Source organism: Falsirhodobacter xinxiangensis, from assembly GCF_004959935.1.
Classification (GTDB): Bacteria; Pseudomonadota; Alphaproteobacteria; order Rhodobacterales; family Rhodobacteraceae; genus Falsirhodobacter; species Falsirhodobacter xinxiangensis.
In genome coordinates this window covers 40,150-56,240 of the sequence record NZ_SMYN01000003.1, presented here as the reverse complement: position 1 = coordinate 56,240, position 16,091 = coordinate 40,150, and the positions used below count along the sequence as shown (strand labels likewise).

Annotated in this window: 13 protein-coding genes; 9 read left to right on the top strand and 4 right to left on the bottom strand. The window is 66.5% G+C overall.

The features are described 5' to 3' along the window. Positions 1-21 precede the first annotated feature (21 nt). From ahcY to E2K76_RS04330, 4 genes are all read left to right on the top strand, one after another. Positions 22-1,410: an adenosylhomocysteinase gene (gene ahcY, locus E2K76_RS04345; RefSeq protein ID WP_136683057.1), complete on the top strand. Its 1,389-nt coding sequence runs from the start codon at positions 22-24 to the stop codon at positions 1,408-1,410. 65 nt (positions 1,411-1,475) lie between these two features. Continuing rightward, positions 1,476-1,817, top strand: coding sequence for a DUF2853 family protein (locus E2K76_RS04340; protein WP_136683056.1), 342 nt, complete (start codon positions 1,476-1,478; stop codon positions 1,815-1,817). Between the two features lie 74 nt (positions 1,818-1,891). Next, positions 1,892-2,929 (top strand): dethiobiotin synthase, encoded by a 1,038-nt coding sequence (locus tag E2K76_RS04335; RefSeq protein WP_136683055.1) that lies wholly within the window; start codon positions 1,892-1,894, stop codon positions 2,927-2,929. Beyond that, complete coding sequence (locus E2K76_RS04330) at positions 2,926-4,416, top strand: ABC transporter transmembrane domain-containing protein (RefSeq protein ID WP_136683054.1); 1,491 nt, start codon at positions 2,926-2,928, stop codon at positions 4,414-4,416. Before E2K76_RS04335 ends, E2K76_RS04330 begins: the two co-directional genes overlap by 4 nt. Here the strand turns inward: E2K76_RS04330 and glcF are convergent. From glcF to E2K76_RS04310, 4 genes are read right to left on the bottom strand one after another with little or no spacing between them, the layout of a single operon-like run. Further along, a complete protein-coding gene (gene glcF / locus E2K76_RS04325) occupies positions 4,394-5,668 on the bottom strand; it encodes a glycolate oxidase subunit GlcF (protein WP_136683053.1) in 1,275 nt (424 codons plus the stop codon). The genes E2K76_RS04330 and glcF overlap by 23 nt on opposite strands. Position 5,669: 1 nt before the next feature. Beyond that, positions 5,670-6,680 carry an FAD-binding protein gene (locus E2K76_RS04320; RefSeq protein WP_136683052.1) on the bottom strand — a complete coding sequence of 337 codons (1,011 nt, stop codon included), beginning with the start codon at positions 6,678-6,680 and terminating at the stop codon, positions 5,670-5,672. After that, a complete protein-coding gene (locus E2K76_RS04315) occupies positions 6,677-8,113 on the bottom strand; it encodes an FAD-linked oxidase C-terminal domain-containing protein (protein ID WP_169053214.1) in 1,437 nt (478 codons plus the stop codon). The genes E2K76_RS04320 and E2K76_RS04315 overlap by 4 nt, the downstream gene beginning before the upstream one ends. Positions 8,114-8,121: 8 nt before the next feature. Beyond that, entirely contained in the window at positions 8,122-9,768 is a 1,647-nt protein-coding gene (locus E2K76_RS04310) for an L-lactate permease (RefSeq protein ID WP_136683050.1), read from the bottom strand. Positions 9,769-9,898: 130 nt separating this feature from the next. Between E2K76_RS04310 and E2K76_RS04305 the strand changes: the two genes are divergently transcribed. The 5 genes from E2K76_RS04305 (at position 9,899) to E2K76_RS04285 (ending at position 16,087) form a co-directional block, all read left to right on the top strand. After that, positions 9,899-10,663 carry an FCD domain-containing protein gene (locus E2K76_RS04305; protein WP_136683049.1) on the top strand — a complete coding sequence of 255 codons (765 nt, stop codon included), beginning with the start codon at positions 9,899-9,901 and terminating at the stop codon, positions 10,661-10,663. Between the two features lie 87 nt (positions 10,664-10,750). Beyond that, complete coding sequence (locus E2K76_RS04300) at positions 10,751-11,938, top strand: hypothetical protein (protein WP_136683048.1); 1,188 nt, start codon at positions 10,751-10,753, stop codon at positions 11,936-11,938. A 152-nt stretch (positions 11,939-12,090) separates the two neighbouring features. Further along, on the top strand, positions 12,091-14,289 hold the full coding sequence (locus tag E2K76_RS04295; protein ID WP_136683047.1) for an ATP-binding protein: 2,199 nt from the start codon (positions 12,091-12,093) through the stop codon (positions 14,287-14,289). After that, positions 14,277-14,750, top strand: coding sequence for a response regulator (locus tag E2K76_RS04290; RefSeq protein ID WP_136683046.1), 474 nt, complete (start codon positions 14,277-14,279; stop codon positions 14,748-14,750). The genes E2K76_RS04295 and E2K76_RS04290 overlap by 13 nt, the downstream gene beginning before the upstream one ends. Continuing rightward, on the top strand, positions 14,747-16,087 hold the full coding sequence (locus E2K76_RS04285) for a sensor histidine kinase (protein WP_136683045.1): 1,341 nt from the start codon (positions 14,747-14,749) through the stop codon (positions 16,085-16,087). Before E2K76_RS04290 ends, E2K76_RS04285 begins: the two co-directional genes overlap by 4 nt. The last annotated feature ends 4 nt before the right edge of the window (positions 16,088-16,091 follow it).

Here is a 16,091-nt window from a genome sequence, read left to right as displayed (position 1 = left end):
CCGAACAAAACGGAGCGTGACATGGCCGACTACGTCGTCAAGGACATCAACCTCGCCGCTTTCGGCCGCAAGGAACTGACCATCGCCGAAACCGAAATGCCGGGCCTGATGGCGCTGCGCGAGGAATACGGCGCGGCGCAACCGCTGAAAGGCGCGCGCATCGCGGGCAGCCTGCACATGACGATCCAGACCGGCGTTCTGATCGAAACGCTGGTCGCCCTTGGTGCCGAAGTGCGCTGGGCGTCGTGCAACATCTTCTCGACCCAGGATCACGCAGCAGCGGCGATCGCCGAAGCGGGCGTTCCGGTGTTTGCCGTCAAGGGCGAGACGTTGGAGGAATACTGGACCTATACCGACCGCATCTTCGATTTCGCGGATGGCGCGAACCTGATCCTGGACGATGGCGGCGACGCCACGATGTATATCCTGATGGGCGCGCGGGTCGAAGCGGGCGAGACGCAGATCCTCGACGTGCCGACGTCGGAAGAGGAAGTGATCCTGTTCGCGCAGATTCGCAAGCGTCTGGCGGCATCCCCGGGCTGGTTCACCAAACAGCGCGACCTGCTGAAAGGCGTGTCCGAGGAGACGACGACCGGCGTGCACCGTCTGTATGATCTGCACAAGAAGGGTCTGCTGCCCTTCCCGGCGATCAACGTGAACGACAGCGTGACCAAGTCGAAATTCGACAACAAATACGGTTGCAAGGAATCGCTGGTGGACGGCATCCGCCGCGCGACCGACACGATGATGGCGGGCAAGGTCGCGGTCGTTTGCGGCTATGGCGACGTGGGCAAGGGCTCGGCGGCCTCGCTGCAGGGCGCAGGCGCGCGCGTGAAGGTGACCGAGGTCGATCCGATCTGCGCGCTGCAAGCCGCGATGGACGGGTTCGAGGTCGTGCTGCTGGAAGACGTCGTGGACAGCGCCGACATCTTCATCACCACCACCGGCAACAAGGACGTGATCCGCATCGAGCATATGCGCGCGATGAAGGACATGGCCATCGTCGGCAATATCGGCCATTTCGACAACGAAATTCAGGTCGCCGCGCTGAAGAACCACAAATGGACCAACATCAAGGACCAGGTGGACATGATCGAGATGCCCTCGGGCGCGCGGATCATCCTGCTGTCCGAAGGTCGTCTTCTGAACCTCGGCAATGCGACCGGCCATCCCAGCTTCGTGATGTCTGCCAGCTTCACCAACCAGACTCTGGCGCAGATCGAACTTTGGACCAAGGGCGACGAATACCGGCCCGGCGTCTATATCCTGCCGAAACAGCTGGATGAAAAAGTCGCCCGCCTGCACCTGAAAAAGATCGGCGTGAAACTGACCACGCTGTCCAAGGATCAGGCCGACTATATCGGCGTGACGCCCGAAGGTCCGTTCAAGGCAGAGCATTACCGCTACTAAGAAATCTCTTTGTGAATGTCCGGTGGGGGCCTACCCTCGCCGGACGTTTCATCAAGGAGGACATTATGAGCAAGCGCGACGCGCTGATTGCGAAATACGCGGCCGACCTTTCCGACAAATGCGGGGTGACTGCCGACCCGGACCTGTTGAAGAAGGTCGTGATCGGTTGCGGCCCGGCGATCTATTCCGACGACGCCGAGACCGTCGCCGCCTCGGACCCCGAGGAGCTGGAGCGTATTCGCCGCAACTTCCTGATGAAGAAGCTGGGCCTTGCCGACAGCCCCGCGCTGGCCGAGGGCATCGACGCCGTGATCGAGCGTTATGGCCGGTCCAATCGCAACAAGTATCGCGCGGTCGTCTATTACCTTCTGGTGGACCATTTCGGCAAAGCCTCGGTTTTTGCGTGAAGTTTTCATGACATAGGAATAATCCGGCAGGCCTCTCGTCTTCCCCGTGCAAACGCAACGGAGGAGCTTGCAAAATGACCGGAGCCCATGTCCTGAACCGCAATGGCCTGAAATGGGCCTTCACCACCCGCCGCGTCGCACAATCGGATGCGGTGCTGCTTCAGCCCGATCTGTCGGGCGCAATTCCCGGCGATCTGGTCCTGTGCGAGATCGCCGCCCTGGGTCAGCACCGCAAAATCCAACTGGCCGACCGCCGCAACTCGGAAAGCTATTTCGGCGACCGTGTGGTGCTGTGCCTTGGCGACCGTTATGCCCCCGACCAGTTCGAGGGCCGCGCCGAACTGGCCGAGATGTCTGACCTGCTGGCAGGCGGCGGCATCGTCGGCAGCATGAAACACGCCCATGCCCGGATGGCGCCGCCGACGAAGCTGCGCGTGCTGGGTCTGGTGGCCGATGGCGCGGGCCGGGTGCTGAACGTCGCCCGCTATGCGCTGCCCGAGGCGACGATCCCGGATCATGTGACGGTTCTGGGCGTGTTCGGCGCCTCGATGAACGCGGGCAAGACGACCGCCGCGGTCAGCCTTGCCCATGGTCTGACCCGTGCCGGCCTGCGTGTCGCGGGGGTGAAGGCGACCGGCACCGGCGCCTTTGGCGACTTCAACGCCTTCGAGGATGCGGGCGTGCCGGCCACCGATTTCACCGATGCCGGGATGCCCACCACCTATTGCATGCCGATGGGCCGGATCGAACAGGGTTTCGCCACGCTGGTCGGCAACGCCGCCGCCCATGGGGCCGAGGTCGTGGTGGTCGAGATTGCCGACGGCGTCTTTCAGGCCGAAACGGCGGCGATCCTGCAATCTTCGACCATTCGCGACCGGATGGATGGCATCCTGTTTGCCGCGCCCGACGCGCTGGGCGCCTATGGCGGGGTGGAACTGCTGAAGACCTTCGGCCTGCGCCCCTTCGCCATCTCGGGGATGGTCACGCTGTCGCCGCTGGGCCGGGCCGAGGCGGAGCGCGCGACAGGCATTCCGCTGCTGTCGCGGCAGGACCTGACCGATCCGGCGCAGGTGACCGACATTCTGGGGCTGAGCGTGGCAGTGGCGGCATGACACCGCTGCCGCGCATCACGGACGGGGGCCGCTGTTCGGCCCTCGTCTTCGTGATCCTGCTGGGGATCGCACAGGCGGCGAGCCTCGGGGCCGTCGCCTTCGGCACCCGCGCTGCGTTTTCTGCGCTGCATGGCGGGATAGGGCCGGGGCCCGAGGTTCTGGTCACGCTGGCCGCAGGGGGTATCGCGGGGGCGCTGCTGCACCTTGCCGCGCGGGTGCAGGCCGAACGGCTGGGCCAGCGGTATGTCGCGGACCTGCGCCGGGTGCTTTACCGCCACATCGCCGGGATGGATGCCGAGACGTTGCAGGGCCGCCGGCTTGGGATGCTGTCCATGCGCTTTGTGGGCGATCTGTCGGCGGCCAAGGGCTGGGTGGCAATGGGCGTCACCCGCGGCCTTGCGGCGGTCGCGGTCCTGCCGGGGGCGATCATCGCGATCTGGCTGGTCAGCCCGCGTCTTGCCCCCGTTGCCTTGCTGCCGCTGCTGCTGGCGGTGGTCGTGACGGCGGCCGTGGCCTTGGGCCTTGCGGATCGCCATCGCGGATTGCGCCGTCGTCGCGCGGCCATCGCGGGCGACATGATGGAACGCATCGCGCTTGCACCGCAGCTGGACCTTGCGGGCCGCACGGCGCAGGAACTCGATCGTCTTGCGGGCGCCAGCCGCGCGCTGGAGGCCGAGGCCGCATCCCGCGCCGCCCGCGCCGGGCTGCTGCGCGCGTTGCCGGCGATGGGCGCGGCGCTGGCGGGGGTTGCCGTGCTCGGCTCCGCCGCCCGCATGGGCGTGCCAGCCGCCGAGGTTGCGGCGATGCTGGCCACCCTGTCGATCCTGATGTTTCCCTTGGGCGATCTGGCCGGGGTCTGGGATCGTTGGTGCGCATGGCGCATCGCGCGCGAACGCTGCATTTCGCTTTTGTCGCTGCCGTCGAAGGCCCGGCGGGCGCAAGCATCCGGCGCGGTATCTCTGGCGCTGGAGGGTTTGGGGTCGGTGCCGCCGGGGGCGCTGGCGGTGGTCAGCGGGGCATCGCCCGGACCCGCGCTTCGCAGCGCCGCCGCGCAGGGTGGCGCGATGGGGGTGAATTACGGTCTGCCGCCGGGGAAACTGCCGCGCATCGCCTATATCTCGGACAGGGCGATGATCCTGCGCGGCAGCCTGCGCCGCGCCCTGACGATGGGGGTGGACCCGCGCCCGCATCCACATGCGATCCGCAAGGCGGCGCGGCAATTCGGGCTGTCCGGGCTGCTGGACCGGATGGGGTCCACCCGGTCGCGCGTGGCCGAAGGCGGGCGGGGCCTGTCCCATACCGAAAGGCTGGCGGTCGAGATGACGCGCGCCGCGCTGATGCGGCCCGATCTGGTGGTGATCGACCATCCCGGCATCCTGCCGCAAGACCCGTTGTTGGCGCGGCTGGCGCGGGCGACCGGCGCGACCATCCTGATCGGGCAGGAAGCCGACGGCCCGCTGCGCCTTAGCCTAGCGCCCCCGGCCTAGGCCCCCCGGTCGCCCAGTCCAGAAGTTCCGCCGTATGGACGACCGGAATGCCCGTGCCCGACCCGATCTGCATCATGCAGCCGATATTCCCGGCGCTGATGACCTCAGGCGCTGTCGCTTCCAACGCGGCGACCTTGGCGGCCTTCAGCTGGCCGGAAATCTCGGGCTGCATCAGGTTGTAGGTGCCTGCCGATCCGCAGCAGATATGGCTGTCCTTCGGCTCCACCACCGTGAAGCCCGCGGCCTTCAGCAGATCCTTCGGCGCGGCGCGCACCTGCTGGCCATGTTGCAGCGAACAGGCCGAATGATAGGCGACGCGCAGCGGCGGGGCGTGCGTGGCATCCGTCAGGCCAATGCCCGACATGACCTCGGTGATGTCCTTGGCGATGGCCGACACGCGGGCCGCCGCTTCGGCCAGCGGATGATCGCGAAAGATGTGGCCGTAATCCTTCACCGTCGTCCCGCAGCCCGAGGTGTTGATGACCAGCGCATCCAGCCGGTCCAGCTCGGGCATCAGCGCACGGATGTTCGCCTCGGCCATCGCGTGGCTCTTGTCGGTCTTGCCCATGTGATGGGTCAGCGCACCGCAGCAGCCGACGCCGTCCACGATCACGACTTCGGCCCTGTGGCGGGTCAGCAGGCGGATGGTCGCGGCGTTGATGTCCGGGTTCAGCGCGCGCTGGGCACAGCCGGTCAGCAGTGCGACACGTTTCGTCGGCGCGGCGGCGGGGATCGTGCGGGGGCTGTCATCGCCCGGTTTGGGCAGGCGGCGCGGGGCCATCGCCAGCATCGCGCGCAGCCGCGCATCCGGCATCAGCCGTGCAAATGGACGCCCCACCTGCGCCAGCGCGAGCGCCGCCCGGAACCGCCCCGGATAGGGCAGGACCTGCGCCAGCACCCACCGCAGCGCGTGATCGTGCCACGGGCGGCGATAGTTCGCCTCGATATAGGCGCGGGCGTGGTCGATCAAGTGCATGTAATGCACGCCGGACGGGCAGGTCGTCATGCAGGACAGGCAGGACAGGCAGCGATCCAGATGCTTCACCGTCTTGGCATCCGGAACACGGTCGTTCTCCAGCATGTCCTTGATCAGGTAGATGCGCCCCCGCGGGCTGTCGAGTTCATCCCCCAGCACCTTGTAGGTGGGGCAGGTGGCGGTGCAGAAGCCGCAATGGACGCAGGACCGCAAGATCTGGTTCGACCGCGCGGTGTCCGGGTCGGCAAGCTGGGTTTCGGTGAAATTGGTCTGCATGTCAGCCCCCCATCAGGCCGGGGTTCAGGATGCCCGCCGGGTCGAACTGGCGGCGCAGGTTGCGCACAAGGATCTCGGTGCCGGGCGCGGTGGGAAGTGGGCCGCCGACCTGCATCGAATGGCGAGTGATGGCGCGCACATCGGCATCCCCCTGATACCAGATCAACCCGCCCGCCCAGTCCAGCGCGACGCGGCCCCCCAGCTTTGCACAGATCGCCGGGGCGTCGGTCGGCTTGCACAGGATGCGCCAGAGCGGACCGGTGAAGCTGGCGGCATCACGGATCGCGTCCCAGTCGGGGGCGGCAGGTTCGGCCCCCGGCAGCAGCGCCGACAGCCGTTCGGCGCGATAGGCGACCTGCGCCTCCAACCCCTCGATCCGCAGATAGGCCGTGCCGTCCAGCCATGCCGCGCCCGACACTTCGAACGGGGTGCCAAGCGCGGTGCAGAACAGGTCCACCGCCTGCGACACTGTCGCCTGAAAGGCCAGCGTCGTCATCGTCTCCGGCCGGGGCAGGGTTTTCAGCGCAACCTCGGTGATGACGCCCAGCGTGCCATGCGATCCGCAAAGCAGCTTGCCGAGGTCCAGCCCGGTGACGTTCTTCATCACCCGCCCGCCGTTTTTCAGGATGCGCCCGCGCCCGTCGATGAAACGCAGGCCCAGCAGATGGTCGCGGCAGGCCCCCGCCAGCACGCGCCGTGGCCCCGAGACGTTGGCGGCCACCACGCCGCCAATGGTCGGCGTGCCATTGGTGCCAAGGACGCGGCGATGGTCCATCGGCTCGAATGCCAGCATCTGCCCTTCGCTGGCCAGAACCGCCTCGATCTCCTCCATCGGGGTGCCTGCCCGGGCGATCAGGGTCAGCGCGCCGGGCTCGTAGGTGACGATGCCGGAATGGGCGCGGGTGGACAGCGTGCCGGTGCCATGGCTTCGCGTGCCGCCCCCTTCGATGAACAGGGCGGTTCTTGTGTCATGGGCCGTGGCGATGGCTTCGGCGAGGTCCTGTTCCGTCATCCCCCGCTTCGATGCGCGCGGCTCGCCTCCAGCGGAAAGACCTTGGCGGGGTTCAGAAGCCAGCCGGGGTCGAACACGTCCTTCACCTGCATCTGGATCGCCAGATCTTCGGGTGCGTATTGCACGCCCATCAGGTCGCGCTTTTCGATCCCGACGCCATGCTCGCCCGTCAGGCAGCCGCCGACCTCGACACAAAGGCGCAGCACGTCGGCGCCGAAAGCCTCGGCGCGTTCCAGATCGCCGGGCTTGTTGGCGTTGAACAGGATCAGCGGGTGCATGTTGCCGTCGCCGGCATGAAAGACGTTGGCGACCTTCAGACCGTGTTCCTGCGACAGCTCTCCGATCCGGCGCAGCGTGAACGGCAGTTTCGACACCGGAACCGTGCCGTCCAGACACAGATAATCGCCGATCTGACCCATCGCGCCGAAAGCCGACTTGCGCCCCTTCCAGATCGCGAGCGATTCATCCGCGTTGCGGCTGACGCGAAATTCCACGGGGTTCAGCTTTTCCGCGATGGCGCGGATGCGGGCGGTCTGATCCTCGATCTCGGCCGGGGAACCCTCGACCTCGACGATCAGGACGGCCTGGCAATCGGGGTATCCGGCGCGGGCAAAGCGTTCGACTTCGCGCAGGCAGACATCGTCCATGTATTCGATGGCGACCGGGATCACCCCCGCGCGGATGATGCTGGCGACGCATTCGCCCGCCACTTCGGCACTGTCGAAGCCGATCAGCATCGGCAGCGCGCCTTCGGGGCAGGGCAGGATGCGCAGCGTCGCTTCGGTCACGATGCCAAGCTGGCCTTCGGACCCGCAGATCAGGCCCATCAGGTCCAGCCCCATCGGCCCCATCTCCGGCCCGCCCAGATCAACGATGGTGCCATCGGTTAACACCATGCGTGCGCCCAGAAGGTTGTTGGTCGTGACGCCGTATTTCAGGCAATGCGCCCCGCCCGAATTCATCGCTATATTGCCCGCGATGGTGCAGGCAAGCTGCGAGGACGGATCGGGGGCATAGAAGAACCCCTCCGGCTCCAGTTCGGCGCTGACGGACAGGTTCGTCACCCCAGTCTGCACGCGGATGAAGCGGTTGCGGGTGTCGATCTCCAGCACGCCCGTCAGGCGCAGGGTGGCGATGATGACGCTGTCGGCGGTGGGCAGCGCGCCGCCCGCCAGCGACGTGCCCGCCCCGCGCGGCACGACCGGCACGCCGAAGCCGTGGCAGACGCGCATGGCGGCGGCGACCTCCTCGGTCGTGCGGGGAAGCACCACGGCCAGCGGCGGGCAGCGATAGGCGGTCAGCGCGTCGCATTCATAGGCCCGCGTTTCCGCCGGATCGTGGATGACCGCGCCTTCCGGCAGAGCGGCGGTCAGCGCGGCGACGATCTCTCCCCGCCGCGCGAGGATGCCACCGTCTGGTTCGGGCATCAGGATCGTGGACATTACGGCACCAGCAGCGTGAAGGGCCACAGATACGCCTGCGCCATCACCAGAAGGCCGACGAGGCTGGCCAGCACGATCGAGTGCATGAAGACATAGCGCAGGATCTGGCTTTCATGCCCATACCAGTTGGTCGCGGTCGAGGCGACGACGATGGATTGCGCGTCGATCATCTTGCCCATCACCCCACCGGACGAGTTGGCCGAGGCCATGAGAACCGGGTTCAGGCCCAACTGTTCCGCCGTGGTCTTCTGCAATCCGCCGAACAGCACGTTCGACGCCGTGTCCGATCCCGTCAGCGCGACGCCCAGCCAGCCCAGAAGCGTGCCGAAGAAGGGATAGATCCACCCCGTCTGCGCAAAGGCCAGACCCATCGTGGCATCCGTGCCGGAGTAGCGGGTGACATAGCCCAGCGCCAACATCGCCGCGATGGTGATGAGCGAGAAGCGGACCACCCAGAACGTGCTGAAATATTCCCGCACCAAGGCACCGGGCGAGAATTTCAGCACCAGCCCGCCGATGATGGCCGAAAGAAGGATCGCCGTGCCGGTCGCCGACAGCAGGTTCAGCGAATAGATCGCGGCCTCGGGATGCGCCTCGGGCACCACGGGCGGCACCTTCATGACCAGATTGTGCAGCCCCGGAACTTCCAGCCGCCAGACCCACAGCGCATCCAGCGCCGCCTTGGACGAGGGCATCCCCCAGATGAAGACGAAGACCGACAGGATGATCCACGGCAGCCACGCGCGGAACACGGTCGCGCCCGAATGGGAATGTTTCGGCGCGACGGCGGGCGCATCGTCTCCGCCCCCCAGCTTGGTCGAGGTCCAGATGCGGGCGGGCTGCCAGACGCGCAGGAACCCGGCCAGCGCGGCCATCGAACAGATCGCGGCCACGATGTCGACCAGCCACGGCCCGTGGAAGTTCGACACCAGATATTGCGGGATGGCGAAGGCGAGCCCCGCGACCAGAAGCGCAGGCCACACCTCCCACATGCCGCGGCGACCGGCGAAGGCCCAGATCAGCCAGAACGGCACGATGACGGAAAAGAACGGCAGCTGCCGCCCGATCATCGCCGAAAGCTCCAGAAGGTCCAGCCCGGTAACGGCGGCCAGCGCGATCACCGGCGTGCCCAGCGCGCCATAGGCGACGGGGGCGGTGTTGGCGATCAGCGACAGGCCCGCGGCGGGCAGGGGCGCGAAGCCCAGACCCATCAGCATCGCCGCCGTCACCGCGACGGGGGTGCCGAAACCGGCCGCACCCTCGAAGAAGGCGCCGAAGGAAAAGGCGATGAACAGAAGCTGGAGTCGGCGGTCCGGCGTCAACCCGGCGATGGAATCGCGCAGGATGGAAAACTGCCCCGACTTTTCGGTCATCCGATACAGGAAGATGACGTTCAGGATGATCCAGCCGATCGGCAGCAGCCCATAAGCCGCGCCATAGGCGGCGGTCGCCCCCGCCATATGCGTCGGCATCCCGAAGCCGATCACCGCCACCGCCAGCGCCACGATCAGCCCGGCCAGCGCGGCGACATGCGCCTTCATGTGGAAAATCCCGATGCCGCCCAGCAGCACGATGATTGGCAACGCGGCCAGCAACGTGGACCACGTCATGCTGCCAAGCGGGTCATATACCTGCGACCAGGTCATCCGTTCTCCTCCCGTATAAGGCGACGTCTCCCCTCGTCGCTCTTAATTGGTAAGATCATTTGACCGAATCTGGCAACTGGTAATTTCCCCGGACCCGAGGCAGAAGGATGGCAGACAGACGGATGCCCCGATGACCGACACGCCCAAGACCGAACGCGCCGCCGAAGCGGTTGCCCGCCATATCGAGGGGCTGATCCTCGAAGGCACGCTTCGCCCCGGAGAGATGCTGCTGCCCGAGCGCGAGCTGGCCCTGCGGCTGGGGGTTTCGCGTCCGACCCTGCGCGATGGGCTGAAGGATCTGGAGGCGCGGGGGCTGCTGGAGCCGTCCGGCCGGGGGATCGCGGTGGCGCGGCTGGGGGCGGCGCTGATCGCGGACCCGCTGGTGGCGCTTCTGGCCTCGCGGGCCGAGGTGGCGGACGATTATCTGGAGTTCCGCGCCATCATCGAACAAAGCGCGGCGCGGATGGCGGCGATGCGCGCGAACGAGGTGGACCGCGGTATCATCGAGGGCTGCCTGACCGCCATCGACGCGGCGCATGACGCGGGCGATCCGGTGCAGGAGGCCGAAGCGGATGCCGACCTGCACATGGCGATCTACGAGGCGTCGCACAATGTCGTTCTGCTTCAGATCATGCGGGCGCTGTCGGGCAAGCTGCGATCCGATGTCATGGGCAACCGCGCGCAGCTTTTCACGCTGCCGAAAGCGCGCGATGCGCTGCGCGATCAGCACCGCGCCATCGCCGCCGCGATCCTTGCGGGAAAGCCGGAACGTGCGGCCAATGCGGCGGGCGCGCATATCGACTGGCTGCGCGATGCCGTCCGCCGGGTGAAGGAGGCCGAGGCGCAGCTGGACCTGTCGTTGCGGCGGCTGGATGGCGGCAAGCTGACGCGCTGAATTGCGATTGGAGGCAGTCTTTCCTTTCAATTCATTGCGATCTGGGGCATCGAACAGGCAGACCCGTATCCTGCGAAGGACTCCGCCGTGTTCAGAACCAAGCTCCTTTCAAGCTGCATTTTCCCCGCCCTTCTTGCCGCGCCTGCCTTTGCCCAGGACGCCGGTGCCTGCGGCCAGCCCATCGCGCTGACGCAAAAGCTGCCCACCGCCCTGTCGCCCGACTTTGCCGAGGTGACGCTGGTGACGCGCCCGGTGCGGTCCGAACCCGCCTATGTGGAATTCGAAGTGACCGAGCCGACGGAGCTGACGCTTCAGACGCTGGGCCGCGGGATCGACACGGTGCTGGCGCTTTATGCCGCCGATGGCAGCCTGATTTCCTGGGACGATGACGGGGCGGGCGATCTGGATGCGCAGATCGGCACCACGCTTCAGCCCGGCACCTATTGTGCCCAGTCGCGCCTTCTGGGCGGAGAGCCGACCAGCGATGCGATGGTGATCGTCCTGGCCTCGCCCGGTCTGCCGCCCGATCCGCTGGCGGCGGAAAACGAAGCCATCGCCGCGACCTGCGCCGACCCGAACCTGACGCCGGTGCTGGCCGAAGGCATCGCCGGTGGCGAGACGCAGAGCGTGACCGGCACCATCGGCAGCAGCGGCTCGCAATCCTATCGCGTCGGCGTGGATGCCCCGGTCGGCCTGCGCATCGATGCGGGCAGCGCCGAGATCGACACCTTCCTGACCGTGCGCGACGCCTCGGGCGCGCTGCTGTTCGAAAACGATGACCATGCCGAAATGCCCGGCACCGACAGCCGCATCGCCGAAAGCTTCGAGCCGGGCGAATATTGCGTGACCGTCGCGCCCTATAGCGAAGGGTCGGGCAGCTTCACGCTGGAAGTGTCGGCCGAAAGCGCCTCGGGGGCCGAGGTCGCGCAGGGCGTGCGGATTCCCGAAGCCGGCGACGGCGCGGCGATCGAGGAGCTGGGCACGCTGGAGACTGCGCTGGAAAGCAAGACGCTGGACCGCGCCCGGACGCTTTGGACCGCGTTCGATGTGACCGCCGAAGGCCCCGTCACGATCGAAGGCGTCAGCGTCACCAGTTCCTTCACCCTGCGCCTGTTCACCGAGACCGGGGAGCTGGTTCAGGAGGAGATCAGCAGCGGCTCGCTCGCATCGGCGGAATTCGTGGCCGAACTGGCAACCGGGCGCTATCTGGTCGGACTGACGAATGACGATGCCTCGGACGGGCTGAAGATGCGGCAGATCAAGCTGCGCAATTGAATGACGACACGGGCCGGACCTTCCCCCCGGAAGTCCTGCCCGTGCGCCGCCCCTGACGTCCTGAACATGTCCGTTGGTCACGGCCATATGGGAACGATCTCACACGCTTCCCGGTTCCTCTGGGTTGTGCATCCAAAGAAAAGGCGCCCGACGTGAACGACTTTACGGATGACCGATCCGACCTGGGTGGCTGCGCCGCCGAACCCATCCATATTCCGGGGTCGATCCAGCCGCATGGCGTGCTTCTGGCGATCCGTCCGGATGGTCTTGAAATCGTGCAGGCCAGCGGGAATGTGGCGTGGATCGTGGCCGGGGATGTTCTGGGCCGGGTGCTGACCGAGCTTCCCGGGATGGGCGGTCTGGCCGAGGCGCTGCGCGGTGATCTGCCCAGCGACGGCACGGCGACCCTGTGCACGCTGGAATCGGGCGGGCAGACATGGGCTGTCGTGGCGCATCGACTGCCCGATCTGATCATCGTGGAATTCGAGGTATCGCACGCGGGTGCCGGATCGCTGGACGTGCTGCACCCCCGCATCCGGCGCGGGGTCGAGGCGCTTCAGGCCGTGGCGGACGTTCCGGCGCTGGCCGCGTCCATCGCCCAGCAGGTCCGGGAGCTGACCGATTTCGACCGCGTCCTCGTCTATCGTTTCGACGAGGACTGGAACGGCATCGTCATCGCCGAGGAGGGGAACGGGGCGCTGCCCTCCTATATGAACCTGCGGTTTCCGGCGGCGGACATTCCGGCACAGGCGCGTGAACTCTACCGTCTGAACCGTCTGCGCCTGATCCCGGATGCGGGATACGAGCCGGTTCCGATCCTGCCGGCGGACCCTCTGGACCTGAGCCATTCGGTGCTTCGCAGCGTATCGCCCGTGCATGCGCAATACATGCGGAACATGGGAACGGCGGCGTCGATGTCGATCTCGATTCTGGACGAGGGGCGGCTTTGGGGCCTGATCGCCTGCCACAACGCGCTGCCCAAGCGGGTGCCGATCCATGTGCGCAATGCCTGCGACTTTCTTGGCCAGATCGCGGCGATGCTGATCGGCGCGCGCACCCGCAGCGCCGAGGCGGCGGAGCGGGTCGCCCTCCATGCGGTCGAGGCGCGGCTGCTGTCGTATATGGCCGCCGAGCCGCGTTTCATCGACGGTCTGACGCGCCATGCCGACGACGTGCTGGAACTGACCGATGCAAAGGGGGCGGCGCTGATCTTCGATGGGCGATGCCATCTGCTTGGTGCGACCCCGACCGAGGATCAGGTGCTTGCCATCACGGACTGGCTGAACCGCACGCAGCCGCATGATGCGCTGTTCCAGACCAACGCGCTGGCCACGCATATGCCGGGTGCCGAAACATTCGCCGAGGTGGCCAGCGGCGTCATGGGCATGACCATCTCGCAGCTTCATGCGTCCTATATGCTGTGGTTCCGGCCCGAGGTGGTGCAGACCGTCAGTTGGGGCGGCGATCCGAGGAAGGAAACGGGCAGCATCAACCCGCGCGAATCCTTTGCCGCGTGGCGCGAACTGGTCCATCAGCGGGCCGAGCCGTGGACCCCCGCCCAGATGGAAACCGTCCGCAGCCTGCAAGGCGCCGTCACCGGCATCGTCATGCGCAAGGCCGAGGAAATGGCGGAACTGACCGAGGAACTCCGCCGCTCGAACAAGGAACTGGAGGCGTTCTCCTATTCCGTCAGCCACGATCTGCGCGCGCCGTTCCGCCACATCGTCGGCTATGCCGAATTGCTGCGCGAGGAGGAGAACGGGCTGGATGCGCGCGGGCGGCGGTATCTGGACACGATCATCGAAAGCGCGTTTTCGGCGGGGCGTCTGGTGGACGATCTTCTGAACTTCTCGCAGATGGGGCGGGCGGTGCTGACGCCGCTGCCGATCGACATGAACAAGCTGGTGGCCGAGGTGCGGCGGATGCTGCGCCCGGAAACCGAAGGGCGCAGGATAGAATGGCATGTGGCGGACCTGCATCCGGGCGTGGGGGATGCGTCCTTCCTGCGGTCGGTCTGGCAGAACCTGCTGAGCAACGCGATCAAATATACGCGCGGCAAGGACCCTGCCTCGATCACGATCACCTCGACCCGCGGGACAGGAGAGACGGTCTGGTCCGTCGCCGATGACGGGGTGGGCTTCGACATGGCTTATGTGGAGAAACTGTTCGGGGTTTTCCAGCGTTTGCACCGCATGGAGGATTACGAAGGCAGCGGGATCGGGCTTGCCAACGTGCGCCGGATCGTGGAACGTCACGGCGGACGAACATGGGCGGAAGGCGCACTGGGAAAAGGTGCGACCTTCCATTTCGCATTGCCCGACCCGGTGAAGGAGAAGACATGGCAGAATTGAAGCCGATCCTGCTTGTCGAAGACAATCCCAAGGATCTGGAACTGACCCTTGCCGCGCTGGACCGAAGCCAGCTTGCGAACGAGGTGGTGACCGCTCGCGACGGGGCCGAGGCACTGGACTGGCTGCTGTATCGCGGCCCGCATTCGGGCCGCCCCCCTGTCGATCCGGCAGTGGTGCTGCTGGACCTGAAGCTGCCCAAGGTGGACGGGCTTCAGGTGCTGGAGAAGATCAAGGGCGATGCCGATCTGCGCCACATCCCGGTCGTGATGCTGACCGCATCCAAGGAAGAACGGGATCTTGTCCGCAGCTATGAGCTTGGGGTGAACGCCTTCGTCGTGAAACCCGTCGATTTCAAGGAATTCTTCAAGGCGATCCAGGAGGTCGGCATGTTCTGGGCCATCCTGAACGAGCCGCATCCCCCGCGTCCGCGCAACCAGCCGATGCGGATCACCGAGGCGTGACGGGCAAGGCCTCCATTCTGCTGCTGGAAGACAGCGCGCTCGATGCGGACCTCGTTGCGGAACATCTGCGGCGGGGCGGTATCACGCACGATCTGCACCGCGTCTGGACGCGCGAGGATTTCGCCGCCGCGCTGGATGGCGATTATGACCTGATCCTTGCGGACTATACCCTGCCGACCTTCGACGGCATGTCGGCGCTGAAACTGGCGCGGGTCGCCCGGCCGGATTTGCCGTTCATTTTCGTCTCGGCCACGCTGGGCGAGGAGATCGCGGTCGAGGCGTTGAAGGATGGCGCGACCGACTACGTCCTGAAGACCCGGCTTCAGCGGCTTGGCCCCTGCGTGTCGCGCGCGCTGCGCGAGGCGAAGGAGCGGGGCGCGCTGCGCGATGCCGAAACCCAGCTTGACCAGAGCCGCGCCCGTCTGGATGCGGCGCTGGAAATCGCGGGGCTTGGCACCTTCGAATGGTGCGCCTGCCGCGATGCGCTGGTGCTGGACGCCCGTGCCCGAGACATCCTGCGCGCCGCGCCGCAATCCATGGCGGCGTTGATCGCGCTGGTCGATGGGCCGGAGCGGGGCGCATTGCGGGATGTGCTGGACGATGCGGCGAAGGGCCGCACCCGGCTGGAGACGGATTTCGCGCTGCCGCTGCCAACGGGCGATGTCCGCAGCATCATGATGATCTGCGATCTGACCTCGGGGAAGGGCGATGCCGCCTATGGCGTGCTGTTCGACGTGACCGATCGGCGCGCCGCCGAACGGCAGCAGGCGCTGGTGATGCGCGAATTGCACCACCGGGTGAAGAATTCGCTGGCGTCGGTGCAGTCGATCATCAACTTCACGCTGCGCACCTCGGACGGGATGGAGGATTTCGCGCAAAGCATCCGCCGCCGTATCCGGTCGCTGGCATCAAGCCACACGCTGCTGACCGACAACAACTGGTCGGGCATCGGGCTTCGTCAGGTCGTGCTGAGCGAGCTTGCCGCCTATGCCGATGCGCGCCGGGTGACGCTGGAGGGGCCGGACATCTATCTGCCTGCCGATACCGCCCTGCCGCTGGCCTTGGCCATCCACGAGATGACGACCAATGCCGCGAAATACGGCAGCCTGTCGGTGGCCTCCGGCAAGGTCGCGGCGCAATGGCGGCTGGAGAACGGCAATGTGCTGCATTTCGATTGGCAGGAAAGCGGAGGGCCGATCGTGGTGCCGCCGACGCGGCGCGGCTTCGGCTCGATCCTGCTGGAGCAGGCGCTGGGCCAGCAGCTTGATGCGTCCGTCGAACAGGTGTTCGATCCCGGCGGGGTCCGTATCAGCATCGTGACGCACCTGCCGCATTGAAGAA

Coding starts and splice junctions, on each gene's coding strand:
- ahcY (WP_136683057.1), top strand. CDS start 22: ATGGCCGACTACGTCGTCAAGGACATCAACCTCGCCGCTTTCGGCCGC.
- E2K76_RS04340 (WP_136683056.1), top strand. CDS start 1,476: ATGAGCAAGCGCGACGCGCTGATTGCGAAATACGCGGCCGACCTTTCC.
- E2K76_RS04335 (WP_136683055.1), top strand. CDS start 1,892: ATGACCGGAGCCCATGTCCTGAACCGCAATGGCCTGAAATGGGCCTTC.
- E2K76_RS04330 (WP_136683054.1), top strand. CDS start 2,926: ATGACACCGCTGCCGCGCATCACGGACGGGGGCCGCTGTTCGGCCCTC.
- glcF (WP_136683053.1), bottom strand. CDS start 5,668: ATGCAGACCAATTTCACCGAAACCCAGCTTGCCGACCCGGACACCGCG.
- E2K76_RS04320 (WP_136683052.1), bottom strand. CDS start 6,680: ATGACGGAACAGGACCTCGCCGAAGCCATCGCCACGGCCCATGACACA.
- E2K76_RS04310 (WP_136683050.1), bottom strand. CDS start 9,768: ATGACCTGGTCGCAGGTATATGACCCGCTTGGCAGCATGACGTGGTCC.
- E2K76_RS04305 (WP_136683049.1), top strand. CDS start 9,899: ATGACCGACACGCCCAAGACCGAACGCGCCGCCGAAGCGGTTGCCCGC.
- E2K76_RS04290 (WP_136683046.1), top strand. CDS start 14,277: ATGGCAGAATTGAAGCCGATCCTGCTTGTCGAAGACAATCCCAAGGAT.